General features: G+C 50.0%; 28 protein-coding genes. 10 read left to right on the top strand and 18 right to left on the bottom strand.

All coding sequences use genetic code 11. The features are described 5' to 3' along the window. Positions 1–33 precede the first annotated feature (33 nt). Complete coding sequence (locus IX84_RS16220; protein ID WP_044223011.1) at positions 34–624, bottom strand: bifunctional nuclease family protein; 591 nt, start codon at positions 622–624, stop codon at positions 34–36. Positions 625–763: 139 nt separating this feature from the next. Beyond that, on the bottom strand, positions 764–1522 hold the full coding sequence (gene mazG / locus IX84_RS16225; RefSeq protein ID WP_044223013.1) for a nucleoside triphosphate pyrophosphohydrolase: 759 nt from the start codon (positions 1520–1522) through the stop codon (positions 764–766). Positions 1523–1628: 106 nt separating this feature from the next. Here mazG and IX84_RS16230 point away from each other — a divergent pair, with 106 nt between their 5' ends. Further along, positions 1629–1853 carry a hypothetical protein gene (locus IX84_RS16230; protein WP_044223015.1) on the top strand — a complete coding sequence of 75 codons (225 nt, stop codon included), beginning with the start codon at positions 1629–1631 and terminating at the stop codon, positions 1851–1853. A 19-nt stretch (positions 1854–1872) separates the two neighbouring features. Here the strand turns inward: IX84_RS16230 and IX84_RS31110 are convergent, their stop codons facing one another. From IX84_RS31110 to IX84_RS16245, 3 genes are read right to left on the bottom strand one after another with little or no spacing between them, the layout of a single operon-like run. Continuing rightward, positions 1873–2532, bottom strand: coding sequence for a CDP-alcohol phosphatidyltransferase family protein (locus IX84_RS31110; RefSeq protein WP_081968792.1), 660 nt, complete (start codon positions 2530–2532; stop codon positions 1873–1875). Further along, a complete protein-coding gene (locus IX84_RS16240) occupies positions 2522–3412 on the bottom strand; it encodes a class I SAM-dependent methyltransferase (RefSeq protein ID WP_044223018.1) in 891 nt (296 codons plus the stop codon). Before IX84_RS16240 ends, IX84_RS31110 begins: the two co-directional genes overlap by 11 nt. A 53-nt stretch (positions 3413–3465) precedes the next feature. Beyond that, positions 3466–3825 carry a CoA-binding protein gene (locus IX84_RS16245; RefSeq protein ID WP_044223020.1) on the bottom strand — a complete coding sequence of 120 codons (360 nt, stop codon included), beginning with the start codon at positions 3823–3825 and terminating at the stop codon, positions 3466–3468. Between the two features lie 98 nt (positions 3826–3923). Here IX84_RS16245 and IX84_RS16250 point away from each other — a divergent pair, with 98 nt between their 5' ends. Continuing rightward, positions 3924–4448 (top strand): hypothetical protein, encoded by a 525-nt coding sequence (locus tag IX84_RS16250; RefSeq protein WP_044223023.1) that lies wholly within the window; start codon positions 3924–3926, stop codon positions 4446–4448. Between the two features lie 30 nt (positions 4449–4478). Here IX84_RS16250 and IX84_RS16255 read toward each other — a convergent pair whose 3' ends face one another. Beyond that, positions 4479–5303 (bottom strand): Rpn family recombination-promoting nuclease/putative transposase, encoded by an 825-nt coding sequence (locus IX84_RS16255; protein WP_044223026.1) that lies wholly within the window; start codon positions 5301–5303, stop codon positions 4479–4481. Positions 5304–5425: 122 nt separating this feature from the next. Between IX84_RS16255 and IX84_RS16260 the strand changes: the two genes are divergently transcribed. Together IX84_RS16260 and IX84_RS16265 are read left to right on the top strand one after the other, a co-directional pair. Continuing rightward, positions 5426–5962 (top strand): hypothetical protein, encoded by a 537-nt coding sequence (locus tag IX84_RS16260; protein ID WP_044223030.1) that lies wholly within the window; start codon positions 5426–5428, stop codon positions 5960–5962. Positions 5963–5976: 14 nt separating this feature from the next. Continuing rightward, the gene (locus IX84_RS16265) at positions 5977–6498 is read left to right on the top strand and encodes a hypothetical protein (protein WP_152605094.1); all 522 of its coding nucleotides are present in this window, start codon (positions 5977–5979) and stop codon (positions 6496–6498) included. Between the two features lie 120 nt (positions 6499–6618). Here IX84_RS16265 and IX84_RS16270 read toward each other — a convergent pair whose 3' ends face one another. From IX84_RS16270 to IX84_RS16280, 3 genes are all read right to left on the bottom strand, one after another. Continuing rightward, positions 6619–7455, bottom strand: a complete 837-nt coding sequence (locus IX84_RS16270; RefSeq protein WP_044223036.1) for an Rpn family recombination-promoting nuclease/putative transposase — start codon at positions 7453–7455, stop codon at positions 6619–6621. A gap of 98 nt (positions 7456–7553) precedes the next feature. Further along, positions 7554–8888: a pyruvate dehydrogenase complex dihydrolipoamide acetyltransferase gene (locus IX84_RS16275; RefSeq protein ID WP_044223039.1), complete on the bottom strand. Its 1335-nt coding sequence runs from the start codon at positions 8886–8888 to the stop codon at positions 7554–7556. Between the two features lie 103 nt (positions 8889–8991). After that, positions 8992–9672 carry a DsbA family protein gene (locus tag IX84_RS16280; protein ID WP_044223042.1) on the bottom strand — a complete coding sequence of 227 codons (681 nt, stop codon included), beginning with the start codon at positions 9670–9672 and terminating at the stop codon, positions 8992–8994. 93 nt (positions 9673–9765) lie between these two features. Between IX84_RS16280 and recR the strand changes: the two genes are divergently transcribed. The 5 genes from recR to IX84_RS16305 all read left to right on the top strand — a co-directional run bounded on the left by recR (position 9766) and on the right by IX84_RS16305 (position 15807). Then, a complete protein-coding gene (gene recR / locus IX84_RS16285; protein ID WP_044223045.1) occupies positions 9766–10371 on the top strand; it encodes a recombination mediator RecR in 606 nt (201 codons plus the stop codon). Positions 10372–10377: 6 nt separating this feature from the next. Then, positions 10378–11673: an AAA family ATPase gene (locus IX84_RS31115; RefSeq protein ID WP_052516068.1), complete on the top strand. Its 1296-nt coding sequence runs from the start codon at positions 10378–10380 to the stop codon at positions 11671–11673. Further along, positions 11670–12314 (top strand): HNH endonuclease family protein, encoded by a 645-nt coding sequence (locus tag IX84_RS16295; protein WP_044223048.1) that lies wholly within the window; start codon positions 11670–11672, stop codon positions 12312–12314. The genes IX84_RS31115 and IX84_RS16295 overlap by 4 nt, the downstream gene beginning before the upstream one ends. Beyond that, positions 12311–14281 (top strand): glycosyltransferase family 2 protein, encoded by a 1971-nt coding sequence (locus IX84_RS16300; RefSeq protein WP_044223052.1) that lies wholly within the window; start codon positions 12311–12313, stop codon positions 14279–14281. The genes IX84_RS16295 and IX84_RS16300 overlap by 4 nt, the downstream gene beginning before the upstream one ends. A gap of 95 nt (positions 14282–14376) precedes the next feature. Further along, positions 14377–15807 carry a hypothetical protein gene (locus IX84_RS16305; protein ID WP_044223055.1) on the top strand — a complete coding sequence of 477 codons (1431 nt, stop codon included), beginning with the start codon at positions 14377–14379 and terminating at the stop codon, positions 15805–15807. On the opposite strand, the gene IX84_RS16310 is transcribed toward IX84_RS16305, so the two are convergent. From IX84_RS16310 to ccoS, 9 genes are all read right to left on the bottom strand, one after another. Further along, positions 15799–16086: a hypothetical protein gene (locus IX84_RS16310; RefSeq protein WP_044223058.1), complete on the bottom strand. Its 288-nt coding sequence runs from the start codon at positions 16084–16086 to the stop codon at positions 15799–15801. The genes IX84_RS16305 and IX84_RS16310 overlap by 9 nt on opposite strands. A gap of 366 nt (positions 16087–16452) precedes the next feature. Further along, the gene (locus IX84_RS16315; protein ID WP_044223062.1) at positions 16453–17460 is read right to left on the bottom strand and encodes an NAD(P)/FAD-dependent oxidoreductase; all 1008 of its coding nucleotides are present in this window, start codon (positions 17458–17460) and stop codon (positions 16453–16455) included. A 111-nt stretch (positions 17461–17571) separates the two neighbouring features. Next, the gene (locus IX84_RS16320) at positions 17572–18270 is read right to left on the bottom strand and encodes a sulfite exporter TauE/SafE family protein (RefSeq protein ID WP_044223064.1); all 699 of its coding nucleotides are present in this window, start codon (positions 18268–18270) and stop codon (positions 17572–17574) included. Position 18271: 1 nt separating this feature from the next. Further along, positions 18272–18712 (bottom strand): FixH family protein, encoded by a 441-nt coding sequence (locus IX84_RS16325; protein ID WP_044223067.1) that lies wholly within the window; start codon positions 18710–18712, stop codon positions 18272–18274. Between the two features lie 123 nt (positions 18713–18835). Next, positions 18836–20392 carry a 4Fe-4S dicluster domain-containing protein gene (locus IX84_RS16330; protein WP_044223070.1) on the bottom strand — a complete coding sequence of 519 codons (1557 nt, stop codon included), beginning with the start codon at positions 20390–20392 and terminating at the stop codon, positions 18836–18838. A gap of 128 nt (positions 20393–20520) precedes the next feature. Further along, positions 20521–21492, bottom strand: a complete 972-nt coding sequence (locus IX84_RS16335; protein ID WP_152605095.1) for a cbb3-type cytochrome c oxidase N-terminal domain-containing protein — start codon at positions 21490–21492, stop codon at positions 20521–20523. Further along, entirely contained in the window at positions 21482–21682 is a 201-nt protein-coding gene (locus IX84_RS16340; protein ID WP_044223075.1) for a hypothetical protein, read from the bottom strand. The genes IX84_RS16335 and IX84_RS16340 overlap by 11 nt, the downstream gene beginning before the upstream one ends. A gap of 63 nt (positions 21683–21745) precedes the next feature. Further along, complete coding sequence (ccoN, locus tag IX84_RS16345) at positions 21746–23881, bottom strand: cytochrome-c oxidase, cbb3-type subunit I (protein WP_044223078.1); 2136 nt, start codon at positions 23879–23881, stop codon at positions 21746–21748. A gap of 6 nt (positions 23882–23887) precedes the next feature. Beyond that, the gene (gene ccoS / locus IX84_RS32980; RefSeq protein WP_044149403.1) at positions 23888–24067 is read right to left on the bottom strand and encodes a cbb3-type cytochrome oxidase assembly protein CcoS; all 180 of its coding nucleotides are present in this window, start codon (positions 24065–24067) and stop codon (positions 23888–23890) included. Between the two features lie 150 nt (positions 24068–24217). Between ccoS and IX84_RS16355 the strand changes: the two genes are divergently transcribed. Then, complete coding sequence (locus tag IX84_RS16355; protein ID WP_044223081.1) at positions 24218–25138, top strand: metallophosphoesterase; 921 nt, start codon at positions 24218–24220, stop codon at positions 25136–25138. The last annotated feature ends 4 nt before the right edge of the window (positions 25139–25142 follow it).

The raw sequence follows: 25142 nt of genomic DNA on the forward strand, positions 1-25142 counted from the left end.
CCCGTAGAGTTAGGAGACGTCTCTTGGGCCCGGTTAGGACTCCTGCTGACGCCGGTCAATCTCATCCCGTATTTCCGCAGCACGCTCGTAGTTTTCTTCGCTGAGGACTTCATCCAGCATTTTCCGGAGATCGTCGACAGAGTAGGAAGAGAGGCTGGCTTTTTTCTCTGTGACCTCGGCTTCTGCAGGCTCGCCCATGTCTTCGTCGCCCTCATCTTCCAGGACTACACCGGCGGCATCAAGGATGAACTCATAAGTGTAAATCGGGCAATCGAAGCGCACAGCCATAGCCAAGGCATCGGAAGTGCGGGAGTCGACTTCGATGATTTCACCGTCTTTGATGCAAATCAGGCGGGCGTAGAAAATCCCGTCCAGAAGGTTGTTGATGACCACTTCTTTGAGCTCGATATTGAAAGTCTCCAGCGTGTTTTTGAAAAGGTCGTGGGTCAGAGGCCGGTTAGGAGTCATACGCTCCATCGCCACGGCAATGGCCTGAGCCTCAAAGCTGCCGATAACAATGGGCAGGCGGCGTGAGCCTCCCTGTTCACCAAGGACCACTGCATAATTGTGGGATTGGGTTACGCTGTGAGATAAAGCAACGATATCGAGTTCTATCTTTCTCATCTGGATTGCGTCATGACGTTTAAGGACCTAATACCTTCAGAACAATTCCTGCAAAAGGTAGTTTAGGCAACTCTAAGATACATTTTGCGAGGCGCAAAGGTAATAAAATTGGCAGGCTTTCCCTTAAAAATAGCGAATTCTATCGGCGTTTAGCTTCATTCCAGAGCGCATCCATCTCTTCGAGGCTCATTTCTGTCAAGGCGCGGTCAGCATGTGCCTCAATGTACTCAAAGCGCTGCTTGAATTTCTGATTGACGCGCTCCAGGGCGGTCTCGGGGTCTATACCCTCAAACCGGGCGTAGTTGATCAGAGAAAACAACACATCGCCAAACTCTTCTTCTTTCTTCTCCTGTGACAGCCCCTGCTCGCTTGCTTCTCTGAATTCTTCCATTTCTTCCACTACTTTATCCCAGACCTGCGCCTTGTTTTCCCATTCAAAGCCCACTTGTTTGGTCTTCTCCTGCATGCGGTAGGCTTTGACCATAGCAGGCAGGGAACGGGGGACGCCAGCCAGGACAGACTTTTTGCCTTCCTGCAGCTTGAGTTGCTCCCAGTTTTTCTTGACGGTCTCTTCGTCATCGGCCTGTACGTCTCCGTAAATATGAGGGTGGCGCTTGATGAGCTTTTCGCAAACGGCATTCAGCGCGTCCGCGATGTCGAAAGCGCCCTTTTCATCAGCTATCTTGGCGTAAAACACCATATGCAGGAGCAAATCGCCAATTTCTTCCTTGATTTCCGGAAGGTCTTCATTCAGGATGGCGTCCGCCAGCTCGTAGGTTTCCTCAATTGTTAAATTGCGCAGGCTCTGAAAAGTCTGCTTGCGGTCCCAGGGGCACTGTTCCCGCAGCTCGTCCATTATATTCAGCAATCGGGCAAAAGCATCGAGTTTATGTTGCATGGTGTGGTTTTTTTGTAATTTTGCACCCGCAAAGGTAGGGCTTCCTGCGGAGTTATGAACTGTGCCGGCCCACTACTTGTTTAGCACCAAAAGAAGGATTACAACTATGGAGTATTTATATGTCCTCGGAATTATTTTTGTGGTATTTGGTATCAGCTTCGCACTGATCAACGTGCGGCAGATTGTCACAGGCAATGAATTCCGCGGAACCTGCGCAACCAACAATCCTATGCTGAAGAGCGAAGTGGGAGAGTGTACCGTTTGTGGTAAAAAGCCTGATGAAGAATGTAAAATGCCGGAACCTGGCAAAGGTGGGCTGAACGCCGCCTAGCATTTGTATTTTCTGTGGGTCAGGCTTTGCGCTGGCCCCATAGAGAATACCCAAAAGAGTAAGTGACCAACAGACTACCAACAACCAATGCTGGCACTGATAGCCATTCCGGAGCAATGAATGGACCCATCAACACACTAATAAAAGTCGCTCCAATCCACCGGGCATTCGGGTTGTCAGCCCCTTTATGATTTTCCCAACCCAGCAGATAAAGCAACCACACATAGCCGTAACGCATACCGCCCGCCAGGAGTATCCACCCGCCAACGATATCTTCCTGATAGTGAATCCCTGCCAGTAAAGCACTCATCAGGGCGTCCGTTTCCACGTCCAGTAAACTACCAACAGCTGTAGATTGCTGATAACGGCGCGCCAGGTACCCGTCAATGCCATCTGATATAATTACGGTCAGGAAAAGGAGGAAAACGATATAGTCTGACCATTGGGGGTAGCTATAGGCTGCGTATAAAAGGAGCGCCCACCGCGCAAGGGTAACCCAATTGGCATACCCTCCTATGGGGCGCAACTGACGTAGTGTAGGGGCGTGAGCAGCCAAGAGCCAGACAAAAGTGATCAGGGATACCCCTAACATGGGCCACCAAAGCCCTGCCTGCCCCAATGCAGTCAGGGCAGTCAGCATGAGGGCTGCGTGTAGCCGTACCCAGGTTTTATCCTTCATAAACAGGAGCGGTGAAAAAGTCAGAATGCGCCACCGATAACCGAAGCTGTTGCGACTGAAGCTGCACTTTTTTTCGTTGGAGCCATGCGTCCAACCCTTTACCGGAGTGTCCCATACTTTTCATTTCCAGAAGGCTTTGCTCTAAAAACTGTAGCATGTGGCCGTGCATGAAGGTATCTGCCGGCTCAATTTGCCACCGGCTTGGTGCGCGTAGCATTTGTGCGGTTGGCAGCTGCGCATACTCCTTTTCTAAAAAGTCACTGCACCTGGGGCCGAGCGCTTTGCCAAAGTCCTGTTCCCGTTGCATGTGCGTTTCATAAAGCCTGATCCAGTGGTCATCTTCTGCATCAGCGGGGAGGTATGCCATGCTCTCGTAGTTCAGGGTAGTCAGTAAAGCCAGCCGGTTTTGATGGAAGGTCTGTACCAAATCGCTGAGCATTTGTTCACAAAGCAAGTCAAATACTGCTGATGCCGTAACCATTTGATATTGGTCCGGTTGCAGCAGTCGGGGCAATTCCAGGAAAGAACCCTGTAATAGCTGCACTTGAATGTGCTGATCATTACGCCGAAAGTCCAGGTTTTGCCCATCTTCCCGGACTGTATAGTCTTTGGCGGCAGCCCATATTTTGAGGCGTTCGCGCGCTCGTTTCAGCAGGTTCGGGTTGAGTTCAACAAGTGCCCACTGCTGCGACTGCGGGAACTTTTCTGAAAGGTAAATAAAGTTAGCGCCTGTACCGGCACCGATGTCAATGATGGAAACCATGGGGTGTTGAGCGAAGTACTGCAGGCAGGCAGCTTCCACTTTGGGATTGCGGGCGGCGACATCAAACCGGTAACGCTCTTCAAGCCAGTCCGTTGCAAATTGGGTATCTGTTGGCAAAATCTTTTATTTGCCTAACTGTTGAGAGGGGAGAGGTGTTCAGCAAAATACAGTTAATAATTTCCTACGGAGAGCATCACGAGCGTACAGCCAACTTCCACATCCACCCCTTTGTCTTTCGCCAATTGGATGAGATCCAGGTTCTCCGTGCCAGGATTGAAGATCAACCGCTTGGGGTTGAGGCTGAAGATATAATCGTAGTACTGTGCCTGCCGCGGAGGGCTCAGGTAAAGCGTGATGGTATGTACATCCTCCACATCCGGAGTGCCTTTGATGATTTCGATGCCATCAATCTCGCCATCTTTTACACCAATAGGCACTGCCTCGTGTCCTTTGGAAGTCAGCTGCTGAACGGCTGCATAGGAATAACGTATTGGTTTGGGAGAAGCGCCAAGGACCACAGTTTTTTTCATCACTTATGAGATTCGTTTGCATAAAAACACCTGGAGTAAGATAGAGTTTTTTACAGTATTCCATCATCTTTGAATATCTTACGTACAAACAGATCAGCATGACTAAGCGATATCCGAAAACTTTATCCCAGGGAGCCAACAATACGGTTATTGCGTTATCCTCGACAGAGGTGGCAAAGCTGTTTGTGGAAGATACCCGCTCAGATATTGGTTCGGAAGCTGAAAAAATGCAATATGCCAATGCTGTAAATGATCTCGTTGTCAAATTTATCCGTTTGGATATTGATGAGGGCTTGGACGCTGATATGCTGGTGATGGAGCGCCTTTACCCCCTGGATTTCCGGGCGTATGAATTTGAACGGCGGGAGTTGTGGCTTGATCTGTTGGAAGACGAACTTACCGCTTTGCACCGGGCTGGCTTTGTACATCGGGACATTCAGCGCCCTTCTGATATGCCTGGCATGCGATTCGATAATATTTTTCTGACCGAGTCAGGCATTCGGCTTATTGATGTGGGAATATCTGCCTTGCGTAGCAAAGTAGGGGATCGGCTTTTTCAGCGATTTGTAAACCGGGAATTGGAGGAGCTCGAAATTTTCAGGAAATTCTGGCTGTCGCGTTAAACAGACCGAGGTGTGAAGGCCCGCCCGCTGTTACAACCTCTCGATAAGTTCCTGGCTTAGCCCTGTCAGCTCAGCGATTGTGGGCGTATCAAAGCCTTTGGCTTTCATGCTGCGGGCAATGGAAAGGGCTTTCTTTTCTTCTCCCTCCGAATAGGCATCTTCGATTAAGGTGCGCTCGCTGCTGATGCTGTCCCAGTACTTGTCATAAGTTGCCAGCTCTTCCCTGGTGAATGCACTTTCCTGCAAGTACTCCATAGCCTCCCGTACTTCCGGGATTTCCAGGAGGTCAGCGGGGAGTTGCTCCGTGCCATCTTCTATTTCGGTAAGGTACCGGAGCCAGAGGATCTGGAGTTTCTTTTCCGTTAGGTTTTGTGCCTTGAACTTGGGCAATTCCACAAAGACAAACTGTAGCCCGTCAATGCGTTTCTCCGGGTATTCAGTATGTACAATAGCATAGTGGTGATAGTACTGCTTGGTATCGGGCTCAAAATTTTCATTGACCAGGCTGAGTGCGTAGACTGGCTTCAAGCCTTTGTACTCGTGCCCCCGGTCTAACTGTTTAACATAAGCTTTAGAGGCATTGAAGAGAACTCTGTTTTTGAAGCTGTCTGTCCAGAGCATCTGCATTTCCACAATGAACTGCCGCCCCCGGTTGTCGGTGCAGCGGACATCCACAATAGAGTTTTTGAGCAGAGGGATATTAGGCACGAGCTCAGCCGGGATGTATTCGATATGCTCAATCTGTTGCCCCTCCGCTAATGGCAGCAATGCATTAAGAAAGCTGCGCAGCAGGTGCGGGTGCTCTCCAAAGACCTTTTTAAAGGTCAGGTCATTCTTTGGGTCCAGATACCTCATATTCAAAAATACAAAAAAAAGGGAGGTTGGGTTCCAAAGTAGGATCCTTTACTTTTGCAATTGCTGAACGATGAAAATACCATAGAAAAAAGTAATTTAGCAATGTCGTCAAAGAAAATATCATGAATAAAGCGCGCTCATTATTCCTTATCTTGTCTCTCTTGGCCTACGGCTGCACTTTTGATAAGTTGCCTTTTGAAGAAATAGAAATAGAAGAAATAGAGGAAGCGCCATATTTTTGGGATCCCCCTAATATTTGTTCTGGTGCAGTAAAAATAGAAATTGTGTGGTCCCCTTGCCCTTTGCCTACGGGAGCGTCTGTCTACCTAAATACTCCGGATCGACCTATTTATGGCGAGCAGGAAAGCGATGTTGCTGATTATTTTGAATCTAATTTAGAAATATGCGGGCTAAATGAGATTGACAGTGGTTTGGTATCCGCCCAAATATTAGTCTATGAGGATGGGACAACTTGTGTCCGTTCTATCAAAAGCGAGCACGTATTCAGGGATAGCAAAGGCAACTTAAAAGAGCTCATCAAGGATATGCCCAGATGGACGCCTGGGAGGGTCGGGGGTGAGCCTGCAAATGTAATGTCAGGTATTAGGCTCGAGATCTTAGATGGCGAAGTAGTTGAAATCAGAGGAGCAGGGTACTAAATATGTATAGAACCATGAAAAAATACCAAAGTATTCTATGTTTTATAGGAGTATGTTCGATTGCTCTGACTGCTTGCAGCAATGATCAACTACGCGAAACAGAAGCATGGTTAACTTGGGATCCTCCACTTGATATTTGCTCAGGACCTATAGAAAGGGATCAGGTTTCCTACACTTGTTCTATTCTTGATACTTTGGAGGAGATATACCTAAGCGTTGATCATATGCCTCAGTACGGAGCAAGTGAGGGGGACTTAGAGGCTTATATTCGAGCTAATGCGGAGATTTGTGGTATAGAGGAAATCTTTGATGGTCATTTTATCATTCATACGGTGGTTTCCCGCCATGGAGCTCCCTGTGTTTATCTGTTGTCTGCTGAGGATGTATTCGAGGATAGCAAGGGTAACCTGGTAGACTTGATTAACAACTCCGGAACTTGGCGACCTGGTAAATCCGGTAATGATTTTGTCGATGTTACTTATGCAATAGTGATTGAAATTAAGCAAGGTGCGATCGTTGAGGTAACGAGTTTGTAGTTATGATTTTCTCTCTATTTTGCTCCGTAATCCATTAACAAGGAGCTGGAATAGATGGAAATTTTCAGGAAATTCTGGCTGTCGCGTTAAACAGAGCGAGGTGTGAGGGCCGGCCCGTCGTTACAGCCTTTCGATAAGCTCCGGGCTTAGCCCTGTCAGCTCAGCGATTGTGGGTGTATCAAAGCCTTTAGCTTTCATGCTGCGGGCAATGGAAAGGGCTTTCTTTTCTTCTCCTTTTTCTTCTCCCTCCGAATAGGCGTCTTCAATCAAGGTACGCTCGCTGCTGATGCTGTCCCAGTACTTGTCATAAGTGGCCAGTTCTTCCCTGGTGAATGCACTTTCCTGTAAGTACTCCATAGCCTCCCGTACTTCCGGGATTTCCAGGAGGTCAGCAGGGAGTTGCTCCGTGCCGTCTTCTATTTCGGTAAGGTACCGGAGCCAGAGGATCTGGAGTTTCTTTTCCGTGAGGTTTTGTGCCTTGAACTTTGGCAGCTCCACAAAGACAAACTGTAGCCCGTCAATGCGTTTTTCCGGATATTCGGTATGGACAATAGCGTAGTGATGGTAATACTGGCCGGTATTGGGCTCAAAGTCTTCATTGACCAGGCTGAGTGCGTAGACTGGCTTCAGCCCTTTGTACTCATGCCCCCGGTCTAACTGTTTCACGTAAGCTTTAGAGGCATTGAAGAGGATTCTGTTTTTGAAGCTGTCTGTCCAAAGCATCTGCATTTCCACAATGAACTGCCGCCCCCGGTTGTCGGTGCAGCGGACATCCACAATAGAGTTTTTGAGCAGAGGGATATTAGGCACGAGCTCAGCCGGGATGTATTCGATATGCTCAATCTGTTGCCCCTCCGCCAATGGCAGCAATGCATTAAGAAAGCTGCGCAGCAGGTGCGGGTGCTCTCCAAAGACCTTTTTAAAGGTCAGGTCATTCTTTGGGTCCAGATACCTCATACTCAAAAATACAAAAAAAAGGGAGGTTGGGTTCCAAAATAAAAAAGGGCCCGGCTTTCGCCAGAACCCTTATGTATTCATTTATAGCTGGTTGGTTTTTACACCAAAATCCGGATAGGATCTTCCAGAATATCTTTAACGGTATTGAGGAAAGCGGCGCCAGTCGCTCCGTCCACTACGCGGTGGTCGCAGGACAGCGTTACTTTCATCATGTTGCCCACAGCCAGTTCTCCGTCCTTCACAATAGGCTTCTGAATGATGCCGCCAACTGCAAGGATACAGCTATCTGGTGGGTTGATGATGGCCGTGAATTCTTCAATGCCGAACATGCCCAGATTAGAGATGGTAAAGGTATTGCCCTGCATCTCTTCAGTAGACAGTTTACGGTTTTTCGCTTTGCCGGCGAGGGTCTTGACTTCGGTATTGATTTGCGACAGTGATTTCATGTCTGCAAAGCGGATAACCGGAACAAGCAGCCCTTCGTCTACAGCTACAGCCACACCAACATTCACATCCTTGTTCTTACGGATCTTATCGCCCAGCCAGGAAGAGTTGATCGCAGGATGCTGACGCAGTGCTACAGCACAAGCCTTCAGCACCAGGTCATTAAAGGAAATCTTAGTCGGTGCCACTTCATTAAGGCGTTTGCGCACCTTTATGGCATTATCCATATTGATTTCCACGGTCAGGTAGAAGTGGGGAGCAGAGAATTTGCTTTCACCAAGGCGGCGCGCAATGGTCTTACGCATTTGGCTGATGGGCTGATCTTCGTAGTTGTCACCGCTGGCAGAAATAGAAAACTCAGGAACTTTAGCTGCCGGAGCTTCCTGCTGTGGGGCAGGCTGTGCTGCGGGAGCCTCGGGGGCTGACGGTGCAGGTTGTGGGGCAGGAGCAGACTGTTGTTGCTCGATTGCCTCCTCAATATCTTTTTTGACAATACGGCCGCCATCTCCGGAGCCATTCACCTGAGCGAGGTCGATGTTTGCTTCCTTAGCCATACTGCGGGCAAGAGGAGAAGCCTTAATGCGTTTATCGCTATCTGATCCGCTGTTATCTGAAGATGCAGACGCTGCGGGGCTGTTGGAAGTCTCTTCTTCCTTTGGTGCCGTAGCTTCTTCGTCCCCGGAATCGTCGCTACTGTCATCAGCGCCACCGTTGTCTGAAGATGCGCCTTCGATAGCAGCTTTCCAGTCTTCGCCTTCTTCTCCGATCACGGCAATGACGTCGTTGATGGGCACAGGGCCCTCTTTTACAGCGATGTGGAGGAGTACCCCATCAAAGTAGCTGTCGAGTTCCATGGTCGCTTTATCGGTTTCCACTTCCGCCAGCGTTTCGCCAGCTTCCACTTCTTCACCTTCTTCCTTGAGCCAGCTCACAATATTGCCCTCTTCCATTGTGTCGCTCATTCGGGGCATTCTGATGACTTCTGCCATACGATTGTGTATTTTGGTAGTTGATCTTTTGTTAATACCTGGTGTAATCTATACACTAAGTGCAAAGAAAATGATTATTGCTCAATAATTAAAACCCACCTGCTTAGTTAGGGTTCACGGAGGGTTGGTTCAATACTGTTTGGACAGCAGCCAGCATTTCGGGCAAAGGGCGGAAACCTGTAGTAATCAGGTGAAACTGATCGCCGGTTTTCATAAAGCAGGTGGGAAAACCACGAACGCCAATTTGTGCGGTGATTTGGAATTCCTCTTCTGCTTTTTGCCGGTAAGCCAGGTCTTTCATCTTTTTGGTGAATGACGGGCCGTCTATACCGATTTGCTCCGCATATGGCGCGTAAGCCTGGGCTTCAGCCGACGGTATCCCATCGAAGTAAACTGCTTGCTGCAACAGGTGGGCAAATTCCACCTGCCTGTCAGGTGCCTGTTCCTTTGCGATTGCCATGGCTACAGCGGCCGGCACTGATGTGAAGACTGCTGTGCCTTCTGCAAGCGTGCCTTCCAAAAAGTCAGGGCCAAAGGTAATGCCAGTACGCTCTTCTACTGTCCGGTAGGCTTCACTAATGTAACCGGCCACTTCTCCGATCCGCCCTACCCGGTCGCCGGTAATCATGCATCCGGAGATGACCTCGAAATCCATTTCGGGCCCAAAGTGTTGGTACAACTGATGGATGACCGGGCTGAAGCCATAGCACCAGCCGCAGAGGGCATCGTAGAAGTAGAAAAAAGCAGGCTTATCCTGCCCGAATTCGTCAAATGACCGGGTCATGTTTACTAAGTTTGTTACTCAAGACAAGGTATAAAGGTGGGAATTGTTTGCCCGGCACCGCGTTTTCCCCTGGTAATTGCTAATTTTGAAACCATGAACTTTTCGTCCAAACATATCGAATCAGCGGTCAATGCCTTTGCCACCTTGCCAGGTATTGGCAAGAAGACGGCCCTGCGCCTTGTCCTCCACCTTACACAGCAGCCCGAGGAAGTTGCGGAGCAATTTGCAGAAGCGATCGTTAGTATGCGGAAAAATATCCGGCAGTGCGAGCGCTGCTACAACTTATCAGACGACCGGCTCTGCAACATCTGCGCGGATAAACGCCGGGAAGAAGGCACTATCTGTGTGGTGGAAAGCATACGAGACGTGATGGCCATTGAGGATACCGGTCAGTACCGGGGGGTGTACCATGTTTTGGGCGGCGTCATTTCCCCAATTGAGGGGGTCGGCCCGGAGGACCTGACCATTGACCCGTTGCTGGAGCGTATTGAGAAAGATGAGGTCAAGGAGTTGATTATGGCCATCAGCCCCACCATTGAAGGCGATACAACGACCTTCTACATTTCCAAAAAGCTGGAAGGGAAGGACATACAGGTGAGCACCATCGCCCGTGGCGTTTCCTTCGGTGGCGAGCTGGAGTATGCGGATGAACTGACCCTGGGGCGGTCGATTGTGGCGCGGCAGCCTTATCATAAATAGTAATTTATGCGTATTCAAAGACTTAAACTAGAAAACTATAGAGGTTTTTCGGATTTGTCGATTGATTTTCCCGAAAGCGGTGCTACTGTTTTTATTGGATGGAACGGGGCGGGTAAAACGAGTGTGTTGGACGCGTTGAATAATTTGAATCGGTTGGTGTGTAACTATCAGTTTTCAGATACAGCCACACAAGGTCATGGTTTATCAAAGATGGATGTAAGTCTTGGAGCGACTGTTTGTCATGTTCAGATAGAAGTGTCGTTGGCTAGTGAAAAATCTGGGCAATTGAAGCTCAAATATGACATTTCATCGGGCAAAAGTCAAGGCAATATATCTTCAGAAATTGATAATTGGGGCGTGGAAGAGTCTGGAAAGGCTTACCTGATTAATGAGAAGTCAATTCCTGTTTTTGCTTTTTATACGGCGTTGAGGTCTCTGCGGTATGATAGTCCGTTGCCCGAAGAAGAACCAAAGCGATACCTAATCCCCCAACTGAAAGCCTACGAAGGTGCGTGGGGCGGCACATTACAGTTTGATCATTTTATAAAGTGGTTCGTAGAAGAAGAAAACAAGGAAAACCGGGAAAAAATCAGGTTGAAGGATTTTGACTATCGTAATCCTGGATTGGATGCCGTAAGAAGTGCCTGGGAGACCTTCTTCGCTGCACTTGGGGAAAGGCAGTATATAAACCTTAGGGTAGAAGAACGTGAAATTAACCAGTTTACCTCTGTTCCAAGTTCTCTGGTGATTACAAAAGACGGGCAAGACCTTAACCTTTCGCAACTCTCCGATGGGGAGCAATTGAGTCTGGGTATGGTAGCCGATATCGCTCACCGTTTGGTTATTGCCAACCCTAAACTTACTAATCCATTGGAAGGCAAGGGCATCGTCCTCATCGACGAGATAGAGCTTCACCTGCACCCTGCATGGCAGCGCCGTATTGTGCCCGCTTTGGAGAAGACGTTTCCTGGCATACAATTTATTCTGACCACCCATTCGCCACAGGTTGTTAGCGAAGTAGCAAGGAGTCAGGTGTTTCTATTGGAAAACTTTAAGGTCATCAAGGAGGTGCCTCATACGCTGGGGCGCGATTCCAATACCCTTCTTCAGGATGTGTTCAATGTGCCGGAGCGTCCGGAAGCTGCAAAAGAGGATTTTGACAAGCTATATCGTATACTGGACAACCCCCAGAAAAAAGAAGAGGCTAAAGGCTTGTTACGGGAAATGAGCCTAAAATATGGAGCCGATGATCCGGAGATTCAAAGGGCAACGCTTCATTACGAATTCATGAATGAAGTATGAAGTACATCCTCAAAGCGGCGGGCAATGAACCTCAATCTTTAAAAGAGGTACGCTCCACTCCGGGTTCGACTTATGATGATTGCAATAAGGCAGATATCAGGCGTGCCCTCCTAAAGGAGCAGGGACATATTTGTGCCTATTGCATGAGCCGAATCAGTAACGATTTGGATATGGAGGGCCGTCCAAAAATGAATATTGAGCACTACGTTGCTCAAAGTGGGGAAGATGGAGAGAAGCTGCGGTTAAATTATTTTAACATGCTCGGGGTTTGCACAGGAGGAGAAGGAGGGCCTGCACATCTAATGCATTGTGATAAAAGTCGTAAAAATGCTACTCTGACCGTTGATCCACGGAAGCCGCAGTGTGAAGATCTGGTGAAATTTGCCGCTAACGGAACCGTCTTTTCAGAAGATGAACGGGTGGAAACAGATTTGAATCAAACCTTGAACTTAAATATAAGAAGTCTGAAGAGCGGAAGGGTTGCTGCAATACAGGCCGCAAAAAGTACACTCAAAAGTTACTCAAAGGGAGCCATTCAGCAACAGCTAAAGAAACTGGAACAAAAGGGCTCAGAAGGAAAATACGAAGTTTACTGTCAGGCTGCGATTTATATTCTCCGAAAGAAGCTACATCAGTTATGAAGCTCTCCGTCATCATCGTCAACTACAACGTCAAGTACTTCCTCGAGCAGGCCCTCCTCTCCGTGCGCCGCGCCTCACGCGGGCTGGAAGTGGAAACCTGGGTGGTCGACAATAACTCCGTGGACGACTCTGTGCGCATGGTGCAGGAGAAATTCCCTCAAGTACACCTCATCCAAAACCAGGATAATCCGGGCTTCTCCATTGCCAACAATCAGGCGGTCCGGCAAAGCAAGGGAGAGTACGTCCTCCTGCTCAATCCGGATACCGTAGTCGAAGAAGATACCTTTGAAAAGTGCATTACTTTTATGGATGCCCACCCGGAGGCCGGAGGGCTTGGTGTTCGGATGATTGACGGCAGCGGTGCTTTCCTTCCGGAGTCAAAGCGGGGCTTCCCGTCTCCATGGGTGGCTTTTTGCAAGACGGTTGGGCTGTCCAGGCTTTTCCCCAAATCCCGCCTTTTCAATCGCTACCACCTGGGCTATCTGGATGAAATGGAGACAAATGAAGTGGAGGTCCTGGCTGGTGCATTCATGTTTATGAGGCGCTCCGTGCTGGATGAAGTGGGGCTGCTGGACGAGGCGTTTTTTATGTACGGCGAGGATATTGACTTGTCTTACCGCATCATTCAGGGAGGGTACAAGAATTATTACCTGCCCGAGACCTCGATTATTCATTATAAAGGCGAGAGTACCAAAAAGGGCAGCCTGAATTATGTCCGAGCCTTTTATAATGCCATGATCATTTTTGCCCGTAAACACTTCACAGGCAATAAGGCTACGTTGTTTGTGCTGATGTTGCAGATCGCAATCTACCTGCGGGCCGGGCTGACAGTAGTGTCAAATTTCCTGAGCCGGGCGTACCTGCCACTACTTGACGGCCTGGTGGTTTACACCGGATTATTTTTTCTGAAAGATTTCTGGGGAGCTTATCATTTTAAGGATCCGGATTACTACAGTTCATCTATCCTGTACGTCAATTTTCCACTTTACGTAGGCATCTGGCTGCTTTCCATTTTTTTCAACGGAGGGTACGATGAGCGCTACCGCCTCCGGCGGCTGGTCAGAGGCGTAATGTTGGGTACACTGGTGCTGCTTGCTGTTTACGGACTGCTGGAGCAAGAGTACCGCAATTCCCGGGCGCTTATTTTACTGGGCGCACTTTGGGCGCTTACGGCTACCGTTGGTGTTCGTATGCTAATGCATTTCATTGCTTTCCGCCACCTGCGGATCGGGGAAGAAGGGGAGATGCCCATAGTGATTGTAGGGACAGTTGAGGAAAGCGAACGGGTGCAGCAGTTACTGCATAAGGCTGAAGTCCACCGTCCGGTGGTAGGCACCGTAGCGCCTGCTAACGAGCCGCATGACCAAACCATCTACCTCAGCCGCCTTGAACAACTGGAGGAGGTGGTGCACATCTACAACATACGGGAAGTGATTTTCTGTTCCCGGGATGTGCCTACACAGGCGGTCATGCAGTGGATGTCCCGCCTGGGCCCCGCTGTCAATTACAAGATTGTGCCCCGGGAAAGTATGAGCATCATCGGCAGCAGCTCCAGAAATACTGCCGGCGAACTCTACACGATTGATATCCGCTATAATATTGTGCAGTCCATGAGCCAGCGTAATAAACGGCTTTTCGACATCAGCTTCGCGTTGTTCCTGTTGCTGACGCTTCCATTGCAAGCGATTCTTGTACGCCGGCCCCTGGGCTTGTTGCGGAACAGCCTGTGGGTACTCATCGGACGGTACAGCTGGGTAGGCTATGCGGCCACGGATAAAGAAGATGTCAGTTTGCCTGCTATCCGGAAAGGCATCCTATCTCCACTTGATGGTTTGCGTGTCCATCATGTAGATCAGGCGACCCGGCAGCGGCTTAATTTTTTCTATGCTAAAGACTACAATACGGGTAAAGACACGGAGATATGCTGGAACGCCTGGCGCAATTTGAGCCGGCATACTACATCTTGACCGTATTTCGTTCTGTAATTCACATATAAATATCTAGATGTTTTTGTATTTACCTAGAAAAGCTTACCTTGGTTGTAGGAATAAGCGAATAGGACATGAGAAAGAAGCTACAGAAGTTTACAGAGTTTGCAGACAGCCTTTTGCCGCATGAAACCGCCTACCTGCTGGAAACACAGCAGTTTGAAGACGAGATTAAGCTCGGTATACTGGAACGGCTGAATTACAACTGCACCAATATCCGCCAATTTACGCCTTACGATAAGTCAATAGACAAGCGCAAGTACTCCAATCTGAAAAACTGGGTCAATGAGCGCCTGGAGGCTATAGATGTGGATATGCGCTTTGACTGGATGAGCCAAATGGAGCGGCAAATCATGACTGACGCCATTGAGCCCGGAGAGGAAAAGCAGCTTATCAAAGCGATCCGGGATTATGAGCAGCTGGATTTTTACTTCACTAAGTTCTACGAGCTGGTACAGCTGTACCGGCAGTACCTGCTGATCCGAATGCGCTATGCGCACCACCGGGTCGCGGATGACTTTTTGCGAAAGTACCGGGAGCGTTATGATACCTGCAAAGAGGTCTTTGAACGGATGCATGAAGCGACCACGGATATCGTGGGGCAGTACTCTGAAAACTCTGCGCAGTCGATGCAGTGGGAGGGCTGGCTTACGGAAGTCTTCTATGATGAGCACCTTGACGGGCTGAACCGCTACCTGGCGCTCGTGCGCCTTACTTTCATTTACTTCAACTACCGGCAGTTTGACAAGCTGAAGGAGAAGTATGACTATATTGACAGCTTATTTCGCAAGGGGCAGTATTATTCCCGGCGCCTTCTGCTCAATTACTATGGCAACCGGGTGCTGCTACATACGAAGTTTCAGGACTATGATAAGGCAGAGTACTACGGCTATCTGTCAGTGCGGGATAAAAACAGTGACTACATCCATTACGTCAACAACCTGAGTGCAGTGCTGCTCCGGCAAAAGAAGTACCCTGAGGCGCTGCAGCTCATGCGTACTGCTTACCCGGAGATGAAACACACACCGAGCTTCCATAACCGGATCGGTTTTGTAGCTTTTTACCTCAAGTGCCTGAACTACAATCAACAGTATCGCAACGCGGAAAACTACGCGGAGTCCTTTTTACAAGCCTACAAAAAAGAAGTTTTCGAGCATCGCTGGCATATTTTCTTCTCGTCTTACCTGGAGGCTATGCTCCGTCAGGAACGCTACCCCAAGGTATTGAAGGTCGTGCGCAAATACCATCTGCTCGACAAAGAACGGCAGTATCAGCGCAACGCGAACTACCTGCCCACTATACTTTGGTATAATGCAGTAGCCCAATACAAGGAAATGCTAATGGAAAAGGATGAGCTCGCTGAGCTGATACAGACTTCCATCAACAGTCTTGACCGGATAGAAGACAAGCAATATCAGCTCAGCGACTTGCTGGAGCAAATACGACCATTTGTGCCCGGTATTGTAAACCGGATACAAGGAAAGATGCCAATCAGCCTAGGGTAGGGTGGGCTGTTGGTGATGCGATGTTGTTCTCTCTACAGTAGTGTGCCGTACTTTCTTTAAGGTGAGTGTCCGTTCGTAATGCTTGATGAGCCGGTCTTGGTATTCGGCCATCTTGTTGAGTACGCGCAGTTCTTCGTTGAGATGTTGTTCCCGGACTTCTGCTTGCCTGGAGTATTCCAGCTTTTTGCGGTTCCGGTTAATGTCGAGAATTTTTTGAATGGTATGGTTGAGTGAAATGCGTGCTTTCAGTAGTCGGCGTTGGATCGACCTCTTTGTCATACCTGTAAATAATTTGGTTAGTAGATGCGGCAGGCTTCTTTAAGGCTGCCGTTGGGTGTCTTGATAGGTTGTCAGCTATTTTAGTGCTGGTTAGGCGGAGGGCTCTGCGTAAAGCAAAGCTAGCTGGTTACCAAAAAAAGACCGCTGGGTTAATAGGCGTCATGGCGAACAAATTTTGGATTGTGAATCAATTTCAAAACAATATTTGAAATCGCTAGTTCCAAATATACAAAATAGAAACAACATATCCTAACTTTCGGTTCTTGAGCTCAGCGTCCTAAAGTTCGGGCCAGAGTAAAAAAAGTAGCGCCCCCTTGACTCCGGGCGGAGGCAATGGGGGCGCAAAAGTGAATTGACACAAGATTCTTAAAACCCGTTAACGCCGTTAACGGTAGTGTATTTGAAACTTACTTTTTGTTCCGGGTGCACGATCTTGAAGGCAGACTGGCACATCAGCGTAGCTTCGTGGAAGCCGCACAGGATGAGCTTTAGTTTTCCCGGATAGGTATTGATGTCGCCAATGGCAAATACGCCGGGGATGTTGGTGCTGTAATCAAAGGTATCGACTTTGATACCATCCTTTGGGTCAATATCGAGGCCCCAGTCCTGCAAAGGGCCCATTTTGGGGGTAAGCCCAAAGAGAGGCACAAAGAAATCAGTCTCTTTGGTGTAATCGCCTTCCGTTTTGTGGTGAATGACCACTTCTTTCAGCTTACCGTTGCCTTCCAGCCCAATAACCTGCGCTTCCGTGACCAGGTTGATTTTGCCTGCGGCGGCTAATTGCTCAACTTTCTCCACGCTGTCGGGCGCGCCCCGGAACCCTTTTCGGCGGTGCACCAGCGTCAGTTCTTTAACCATATCAGAAAGGTGGATCGCCCAGTCGAGCGCACTATCCCCACCACCGGAGATCACTACCCGCTTATCGCGGAAGTGCTCGGGTTCTTTCACCATGTATTCCACGCCTTTGTGCTCGAACGCCTCAATGTTTTCGATTGGTGGCTTTCGGGGCTCAAAGCTGCCAAGGCCCGCGGCAATGGCTACTACGGGCGCATTGATTTGTGTGCCCTCACTTGTGGTGATGGTGAAGCTGCCATCTTCCTGTTTGTCCAGTTTTTCTGCCCGCTCTCCCAGCGTAAAGCCTGGCTTAAACGGTTCGATCTGTTCCATAAGGTTGTCTACCAGTTCCTTGGCACCTACGGTAGGGTAGCCGGGAATGTCATAGATGGGTTTTTTGGGGTAGATTTCGGCCAGCTGCCCACCGGGTTGTGGAAGGGCGTCTACAATATGGCAGCGCAGCTTCAGCAGTCCGGCTTCAAACACAGTAAACAGGCCTACGGGCCCTGCTCCAATAATGATGATATCTGTCTTGACCATGATTTTCTGTTATGCTTTTTAGGGTCTGGGTAACTTTAAAAGAACACAAGGGGGGCTGTAGCAAAGAGACCTGCCAACCCTTTTTGTTGTCAAGGTACAGGCCTGCGTCTGCTAATGGCACATCGGCGCATTCTGCATGTCTTCCCAAAACCGAAACTCAATCGGGACATCAAAATTCAGTCCACGCATGATGAAGAGGATGGCAAAGCCGACCAGAAACGCCGGGAGTAATTTGCGCAAGCGTACCCGCCATTCCAGTTTGATAAACTGCCCGGCAAGCGCGGTTGCCATCATTAATGGTATGGTGCCCAGCCCAAAGGCTGCCATGTATAGCGCACTGTTCCAAATAGCTCCCGTACTTACTGCGCCTACGACGGCCACATACACCAGGCCGCAGGGCAGCAGGCCATTCAGGCTGCCGATGAGGAATAAGCGTTCTCTGCCACCACCGCGCAGTAGCCTGCCCAGCTGGGTTTTGACCCAGCCATTGAGGTGTTGCATCAAGGGGATTTGCAGGATCCGGCTTTCCACATCAATGGAAAACAGCGCAACAAAAAGCAGGAATACGCCCAGCCCAATGGAAATATAGGACTGCGCTCCCGCCAGAAAGAAGCCTTTACCCACCAGACCAATAACTGAGCCCAGGAGTGTATAGGTCAGGACCCGGCCAATATTGTATAGAAGGACATTGCCAGCCGTTGCCCAACGCCGTTTGCCCTGATAGGGCAGGGATAGAGCAATCGGGCCACACATGCCAACGCAATGCAGGCTGCCGAGGAGGCCTATAGTAAATGCCGTCCAGATCGCCATATTACAACCGGATATCTTGTTCCTTATAGTAAGCCTTGCCATCGCCGGTCCAGTCGACTTTGATCTTCCAAAGGCCCCGGCGCAGTTCCTCTGTAGGAATGCGCTGTATGCCATCACCCATCGGCTCTACCGGCAGGCGGAAGTCACTGGACTGATCGGAGGGGCAGAAGAAGTAAATCTCCCCACCCAAAGCAGAGACCTGTCGCGGAAAGTGCAGCTCAAGGGTTGCCTTATCGGCTAATGGCTGAATTTTTAAGTCCTCTTCAAGTTGCTGGGCATTGACCAGTTTGTTATAATGCTCCTGATAACGGAGATCATCAGCGTAATACTGATCGGAAACCAGGCTGTGGTCATACTGTGTAGACCGGTAGACCTGATAGACCAGGGAGAGGACGAACACGCTGAAAAAGATGGCGATGCCAGTTCCCCAATTGAATTTCATGATTTTCAAATGTTTTGCCCGTTCAGCATTCTGACCGGGTTCTTGTGTCAAAAAATATCTTATGGTTTTGGAAAAAGGGGGAGCCAGTAGGCCCCTCCCTCTGCATTAACCAAAACTCAAATTTTATTTAACCGGGCCAAGGAAGTTGGTCTTGACCTTATCCACGAGCTCTCCGTTGGAGTACACTTCGAGGATGACTTTGGTCTTCCTGGATTCCAGTGCTGCTTTGTCCAAATCAATGAACAGGGCACCTTCGGCCACTTTGCCGGCAGCGGCTACCGGTGGCTTGCCGACGAGCCTTATCCGGCCGGGGATGTCACCGATGAGCTTGAACTCCACAGGCACTTCCTCTGCGGTCTTGTTGATGACCTGATAGTTGTAGAGGTTACTGATATACGTCTCGTCCACTTTCTGGTAAAGTGTGCCAGGGGTACGCAGCAGCAGGGTCTCTACATCTGTGCGGGACATCAGCAGTACGATGTTGACGACCACAAGCAGGGCCAGTACAGCAGTGTAGGCAAGAACCCGTGTGGTGAAGAGCTTCTTCCTGCCGGATTCAATACCGTTGTAGCTGTCATAGCGGATGAGCCCGCGGGGCCGGTCGATCTTGTCCATGACTTCATCACAGGCATCAATACAGGCGGTACAGTTCACGCATTCGAGCTGCGTTCCATCGCGGATGTCGATGCCGGTGGGGCATACCTTGACGCAAAGCCCGCAGTCAATACAGTCGCCGAGGGCTTTTTTCATCGTCTCTGCCGGATTGGCACCGGGAGGGGTGGAATAGTCTTTTCCTACGGGTGCGGTCGCCACTTCTGCGGTGGCAATATCTGTTTGCATTTGCGCAATAGGATTGGCAGTACTGCCATTCCCGTTAGTTGGGGCTGGTTTGTTCTTTTTCCCCCTTTTCAGCTTGCCTCTGGGCTCACCACGTACAAAGTCGTAGGCTACTACGATAGAGTTCTGATCCAACATAACGCCCTGAAGGCGGCCGTAGGGGCAAATCGTTACGCATACCTGTTCGCGCAGGTAGGAGAAAACAAAGTAAAAAGCGCCGGAGAACAGGATCATTGCAATAAAGCCTGAGAGGTTCTGTGACACCGGTTCGGTAGCAATCTGAATCACTTCATCGACACCGATGATGTAAGCCAGGAAGGTATTGGCAACAAGCACGGAGATGGCAAAAAATATGGCCTGCTTGCTGACTTTTTTAATGATTTTCTGAGTCGTCCAGGGGGCATTATTAAGTCTTTTTTGAGCGTTGGCGTCCCCTTCTATGGCGTATTCGATCTTCCGGAAAACCATTTCCATAAAGATGGTCTGTGGGCAAACCCATCCGCAGAAGAGCCTTCCCCAGACAACGGTAAAGAGCACAATGAAGACAATAAGCGTCAACATGGCCAGTACAAACAGGTGGAAGTCCTGCGGCATAAACTGAATGCCGAAAAGGATGAACTTCCGCTCCAGAATATTGAAAAGCAATAAAGGGTCTCCATTCACTTTAATAAATGGCATCCCAAACAGGAAAGCGAGCAATACCCAGCTTAGGTAAGTGCGCGCATTGGTGAAGCGGCCCTTAGGCTTTTTTGGATAAATCCAGACGCGCTTGCCCGAATCATCCACCGTCGCGATTTTGTCGCGATAGTCTTCAGTGTCTATGATCGGATCGGTTGCATTCATAACGTAGTATGATTAAAGTGTGTTAAGCGCTGGGTGGTGTTTATTGGGTTACGTGAGGGTGACTCCGGCTTTGGAGGAATTAATAGTTGGGAAAGGAGCCCCGCTTTAGCAGAGCTCCTTTTAATAATCTATTTGTTCATGCCCAGGGCATCTTCCGGCTCAGCAGCAGTGCTGGTGGAATCTGCAGCGGGTTGTTCCACCGCATCAGCCTGAGGCTCGTACAGGTCGCCCTGTGGCTCCTTGGCATTGGGTGGGTTGGTGCCAACAAGGGTCAGGATGTAGCTGGATACCTTGTGCATGTCAGCTGCGCTCAGCTGAGACTTCCAGGCAATCATGCCTTTTTCAGGGACACCGTACTTGACGGTCTTGAAGATGTCCTTGATGTCGCCACCGTGGATCCAGTAATTGTCAGTCATATTCGGCCCGACACCCCCTTCGCCCAGCATACCGTGGCAGGCAGCACAGTTGGCATTGAAGATGTTCTGACCCGTTTCCAGGCCAGCTGCATCAGTCAGCGCTGTTACATTGGTCTCATCAACCAGGTTGGCCTGTGTGGCAAGGTAAGCCTGAACCGCCTTCTCGGCACGCTCCATTTCCATCTCGTACTCTTCAGCTGAGCCGGCGCCGGCATCAGTGAAGTGGTAGTAAGTCATGTAGACCACCGCAAAGGCGATAGTAATGTAGAACATAGCGACCCACCAGGGTGGCAGGCTGTTGTCCAGCTCCTTAATACCATCATAATCGTGGTCGAGCATAACGTCCTGCTCTTTCTCCACGGGCACGGCATCGGTCCACCGCTTGTACATGCGGTCCCAGAAAGGCTCTTTGGCTTTCTGCACTTCTTTTTCGTAAGCTTCCAGCCCCATCTCCTGGAATATGCGGATCTGATTGACCTTTACCATCACATTGAGGAGGTGGAAAAGCGCAACGATCGCTGCCACAATCACTGTGCCGGCCAGAGCCGCCAGCGACCAGAACAGGAAGTTGTCGTAGAAGTAAGGGTTCGAGCCTCCATCTGCAGCGTCCTGTGCCTGTGCTGCGACAGTAAGCAGGAGCAGCGGCAACATCAGGGGCAGCGCCTTGAGTGATTTATTTTTCATGTCGATCATTTTCAGCGTTAAAAGATGGGGTGGAGTCATCAAGTGGCATATTCGCCATCTTATCAATAAATGCAGGCTTGCTTCGGAAAGCCATCATCGCACTGACAAGGAATACGGCCATGAAGGTCAACAGGGACGCTATCGCCATCCAGTTGATGTTGCCCGCACCTTCGAGAATGTATTTAAACATGGTGATTTTTATTTGAAGGGGGCAGGCCTGCCGTTGAGAAGGCCCGCCACCAGTTCTTTAATTTTAGTTGCCGGCTTGTGGCGCAGGCTTGATGTCTGTACCAAGGCGCTGCAGGTAAGCGATCAGGGCAATGATCTCTTTTTGCTCCAGATTGTCGCCTTCGATGCCATCCTTGCGCAGGCGGGCAGCCACCTCGGCAGCTTGCTTCTCAGCATCTGCAATGGCTTCTTCTTCATACCCTTCTTCGTAAGGTGTGCCAAGTGTGCGCAGCACGGCAATTTTTGCAGGCAGCAGGCTGTTGTCCAGGTCATCTTCAATCAGCCAGGGATAAACCGGCATGATGGAGCCTGGAGACATACTCGTTGGATCAAGCATGTGGTTGTAGTGCCAGCTGTCCGGGTACTTGTTGCCCAGGCGGTGCAAATCCGGCCCGGTACGCTTGGAGCCCCAAAGGAATGGACGGTCGTAAATGAACTCGCCAGACTTGGAGTACTCGCCGTAGCGCTCCGTCTCTGAGCGGAATGGGCGCACCATTTGAGTGTGGCAGCTGATACAGCCTTCACGGATGTAAAGGTCACGGCCTTGCAGTTCCAGCGCGGTGTAAGGCTTCACGGATTCAATCTTAGGAACCTGATCGCCAATCATGACCATCGGGAAGATTTCCACCATACCGCCGATCAGAATCGCGATCGTAGAGCCGATCAGCAATTGTACCGGGCGGCGCTCTATCCAGCGGTGCCAGTGTTCGCCCTTGTGGGCACCGGCAGTAGCAACCCGTGCAGGCGCCTCAGCCGCTTCGTAAGCCTGGAAAGTACCCGACTTGATCGTCTTCACGAGGTTGTAAAGCATCACAAAGTAACCGCCTACATATAATGCACCACCTACGGCGCGCAGGGCGTACATAGGGATAATCTGCGTAACAGTTTCCAGGAAGTTGCCGTACTGCAGGAAGCCATCAGGAGTAAACTGCTTCCACATCAGGGACTGTGTCCAACCTGCCCAGTACAATGGGATAGAGTAGAACATAATACCCAGCGTGCCGATCCAGAAGTGCGCATTGGCCAGTTTCTGAGAATACAGCTGCGTTTGGAATATTCTTGGGATCAGCCAGTAGAGTACACCGAAGGTCAGGAAGCCGTTCCAGCCCAGTGTGCCAATGTGTACGTGGCCTACGGTCCAGTCGGTAAAGTGACTGATTGCATTAACAGATTTGATGGAAAGCATCGGGCCTTCAAAAGTCGCCATACCATAAGCGGTAACGGCAACCACCATGAACTTCAGGATGGGATCCTGACGAACGCGGTCCCATGCCCCCCGCAGGGTTAGCAGGCCGTTGAGCATACCACCCCAGGATGGCGCGATCAACATAATGGAGAATACCGTACCCAGCGACTGTGCCCAGTCAGGCAAAGACGTGTACAGCAAGTGGTGAGGACCTGCCCAGATGTAGATGAAGATCAGTGCCCAGAAGTGGATGATCGACAGCTGATAAGAGTAAACCGGGCGGTTCGCTGCTTTAGGCAGGAAGTAGTACATGAGGCCCAGGTAAGGCGTGGTCAGGAAGAAAGCCACCGCATTGTGGCCATACCACCATTGAATCAGGGCATCCTGAACACCAGCGAATACCGGGTAGCTTTTCCACATGCTCACCGGGATTTCCAGGTTGTTGCCGATGTGGAGTACCGTTACGGTTACCCAGGTAGCAATGTAAAACCAGATGGCTACGTACAGGTGGTTTTCCCGGCGTTTGAGGATGGTCCCAAACATGTTCACACCAAAGGCTACCCATACTGCTGCGATAGCAAGGTCGATGGGCCACTCCAACTCGGCATACTCTTTTGAGCTGGTAATACCAAGAGGGAGGGAAATAGCCGCGGCGAGGATAATCGCCTGCCAGCCCCAGAAGTGAAACTCGTTAAGGAATTTGCTGTACATGTTCGTTTTCAGCAGTCGCTGCAACGAATAGTACACACCCATGAAAATACCATTACCAACGAAAGCGAAGATCGCCGCGTTGGTATGCAAGGGGCGGATACGCCCAAAGGTGGTCTCTGCAGTAGCGAAGTTCAGTGCCGGGAAGACGAGCTGCAGGGCTGCCAAAAGCCCTACCAGGATGCCTACCGCACCAAACACCATCGTCGCGTAAGCAAACTTACGCACAATGGCATTATCGTACTGGAATTGTTCTACTTGCGCCATTTTAGGTTACGATTTAGTTGTTGTAGTATTTTTGTTGTTTTCCGGTTGGTCGTCGTCAAAGAGTATCCGCATGGCGGGGCTGACGTCGTCATCAAACTGGCCGTCCCTGACCGCCCAAAAGAAGGCCGAAAGGAAGCCTAAAGCCACAATAAGGCTTAGTATGATCAGGAGGATAATGATTTTCATATCTTGTGTCTAATTCAATTTGAGTGCAAGATAGAGGCGGTGGCAGGGGGCTAAGATGACCTTAGTCAAAGCCTGAGGGTGATTTTTGTCACCCCTTGGTCAGTGTATTGTCAAAAGAAGGTATTTTGTGTAAGTAAACATATTGTTAGGTTGAACGAAATTACTGTGGCCGATACGGTTTTTTTTCGCATTGCTGTTTTCTATAGCTTAATGGCCGGGGTGTTGCTCATGGGTTGCAAGCCGGAAAAAGAGCCCCGCCGCTTTCTCTTCCTGGGGCACCCCTATGAGTGGGGTACAGAAGATCAGGTGGACCCCCGTCTGGAGGCTTTCGACTACGAGCCTTATGAGGCTGTTTGGCTGGGTGGTGACGTTTGCGCCCGTACGGGCAAGGACCCCGCGACGATGGACTACCTTGACTCTGTATTCAATCTGGAGCGCACCCACTGGGCTCTGGGCAATCACGACTGGGACTATGGCGAACGGGAAAACGTACTAAGCCGCTTGCCTTCCCCTCCGTATTATACGGTATGGGAGGATGGCTTCTGCCTGACGGTACTCAACACCAATTTGTTCTGGCCTTACCCTTCCACCCCGCCACAGGAAAACTGTGCGGATAAAATGGCGCAGTGGCAAATGGTACAAAACGTGGCGGATACAATCAGCGAATCCACGCACTGGGTGATTCTGCACCACCACGCGCTGTTCAGTGATCTGATGGTGGAGCCACAGGGTGGCGATACGCTACGGACCTTCAATGTGAACCCTACGCCGTTTTTTACGACTTGCGACAGCCTTTCTGAGCTCACTGCCACCTGGTACCCTGAACTGGTCCGGGTGAAGCAGCGTGGGGTGGAGGTCGTGTGCATCGGCGGGGATTTTGGCATGCGTGCCAAGCAGTTCGAGTTTCAAACACCGGAAGGCATCTGGCTGCTGGGCTCGGGCATCAACAACAGCGTTTCCCGTGAATATGCCCCGGCCTATGTGACGGATTTTGGTCCGGACCACGTATTGGAGTTGTGGTATCAGGAAGGGCGGCTGGAGTGGGCCTTTGTGCCGTTGGGTGGGGATTGAGGCT

The sequence above is a fragment of the Phaeodactylibacter xiamenensis genome, from assembly GCF_000759025.1.
GTDB classification, from domain to species: domain Bacteria; phylum Bacteroidota; class Bacteroidia; order Chitinophagales; family Saprospiraceae; genus Phaeodactylibacter; species Phaeodactylibacter xiamenensis.

What these genes read in the sequence shown, in the direction of transcription:
- IX84_RS16220 (WP_044223011.1), bottom strand. Translation starts at nt 624, where the DNA reads ATGAGAAAGATAGAACTCGATATCGTTGCTTTATCTCACAGCGTAACC.
- mazG (WP_044223013.1), bottom strand. Translation starts at nt 1,522, where the DNA reads ATGCAACATAAACTCGATGCTTTTGCCCGATTGCTGAATATAATGGAC.
- IX84_RS16230 (WP_044223015.1), top strand. Translation starts at nt 1,629, where the DNA reads ATGGAGTATTTATATGTCCTCGGAATTATTTTTGTGGTATTTGGTATC.
- IX84_RS31110 (WP_081968792.1), bottom strand. Translation starts at nt 2,532, where the DNA reads ATGAAGGATAAAACCTGGGTACGGCTACACGCAGCCCTCATGCTGACT.
- IX84_RS16245 (WP_044223020.1), bottom strand. Translation starts at nt 3,825, where the DNA reads ATGAAAAAAACTGTGGTCCTTGGCGCTTCTCCCAAACCAATACGTTAT.
- IX84_RS16250 (WP_044223023.1), top strand. Translation starts at nt 3,924, where the DNA reads ATGACTAAGCGATATCCGAAAACTTTATCCCAGGGAGCCAACAATACG.
- IX84_RS16255 (WP_044223026.1), bottom strand. Translation starts at nt 5,303, where the DNA reads ATGAGGTATCTGGACCCAAAGAATGACCTGACCTTTAAAAAGGTCTTT.
- IX84_RS16260 (WP_044223030.1), top strand. Translation starts at nt 5,426, where the DNA reads ATGAATAAAGCGCGCTCATTATTCCTTATCTTGTCTCTCTTGGCCTAC.
- IX84_RS16265 (WP_152605094.1), top strand. Translation starts at nt 5,977, where the DNA reads ATGAAAAAATACCAAAGTATTCTATGTTTTATAGGAGTATGTTCGATT.
- IX84_RS16270 (WP_044223036.1), bottom strand. Translation starts at nt 7,455, where the DNA reads ATGAGGTATCTGGACCCAAAGAATGACCTGACCTTTAAAAAGGTCTTT.
- IX84_RS16275 (WP_044223039.1), bottom strand. Translation starts at nt 8,888, where the DNA reads ATGGCAGAAGTCATCAGAATGCCCCGAATGAGCGACACAATGGAAGAG.
- IX84_RS16280 (WP_044223042.1), bottom strand. Translation starts at nt 9,672, where the DNA reads ATGACCCGGTCATTTGACGAATTCGGGCAGGATAAGCCTGCTTTTTTC.
- recR (WP_044223045.1), top strand. Translation starts at nt 9,766, where the DNA reads ATGAACTTTTCGTCCAAACATATCGAATCAGCGGTCAATGCCTTTGCC.
- IX84_RS31115 (WP_052516068.1), top strand. Translation starts at nt 10,378, where the DNA reads ATGCGTATTCAAAGACTTAAACTAGAAAACTATAGAGGTTTTTCGGAT.
- IX84_RS16295 (WP_044223048.1), top strand. Translation starts at nt 11,670, where the DNA reads ATGAAGTACATCCTCAAAGCGGCGGGCAATGAACCTCAATCTTTAAAA.
- IX84_RS16300 (WP_044223052.1), top strand. Translation starts at nt 12,311, where the DNA reads ATGAAGCTCTCCGTCATCATCGTCAACTACAACGTCAAGTACTTCCTC.
- IX84_RS16305 (WP_044223055.1), top strand. Translation starts at nt 14,377, where the DNA reads ATGAGAAAGAAGCTACAGAAGTTTACAGAGTTTGCAGACAGCCTTTTG.
- IX84_RS16310 (WP_044223058.1), bottom strand. Translation starts at nt 16,086, where the DNA reads ATGACAAAGAGGTCGATCCAACGCCGACTACTGAAAGCACGCATTTCA.
- IX84_RS16315 (WP_044223062.1), bottom strand. Translation starts at nt 17,460, where the DNA reads ATGGTCAAGACAGATATCATCATTATTGGAGCAGGGCCCGTAGGCCTG.
- IX84_RS16320 (WP_044223064.1), bottom strand. Translation starts at nt 18,270, where the DNA reads ATGGCGATCTGGACGGCATTTACTATAGGCCTCCTCGGCAGCCTGCAT.
- IX84_RS16325 (WP_044223067.1), bottom strand. Translation starts at nt 18,712, where the DNA reads ATGAAATTCAATTGGGGAACTGGCATCGCCATCTTTTTCAGCGTGTTC.
- IX84_RS16330 (WP_044223070.1), bottom strand. Translation starts at nt 20,392, where the DNA reads ATGAATGCAACCGATCCGATCATAGACACTGAAGACTATCGCGACAAA.
- IX84_RS16335 (WP_152605095.1), bottom strand. Translation starts at nt 21,492, where the DNA reads ATGAAAAATAAATCACTCAAGGCGCTGCCCCTGATGTTGCCGCTGCTC.
- IX84_RS16340 (WP_044223075.1), bottom strand. Translation starts at nt 21,682, where the DNA reads ATGTTTAAATACATTCTCGAAGGTGCGGGCAACATCAACTGGATGGCG.
- ccoN (WP_044223078.1), bottom strand. Translation starts at nt 23,881, where the DNA reads ATGGCGCAAGTAGAACAATTCCAGTACGATAATGCCATTGTGCGTAAG.
- ccoS (WP_044149403.1), bottom strand. Translation starts at nt 24,067, where the DNA reads ATGAAAATCATTATCCTCCTGATCATACTAAGCCTTATTGTGGCTTTA.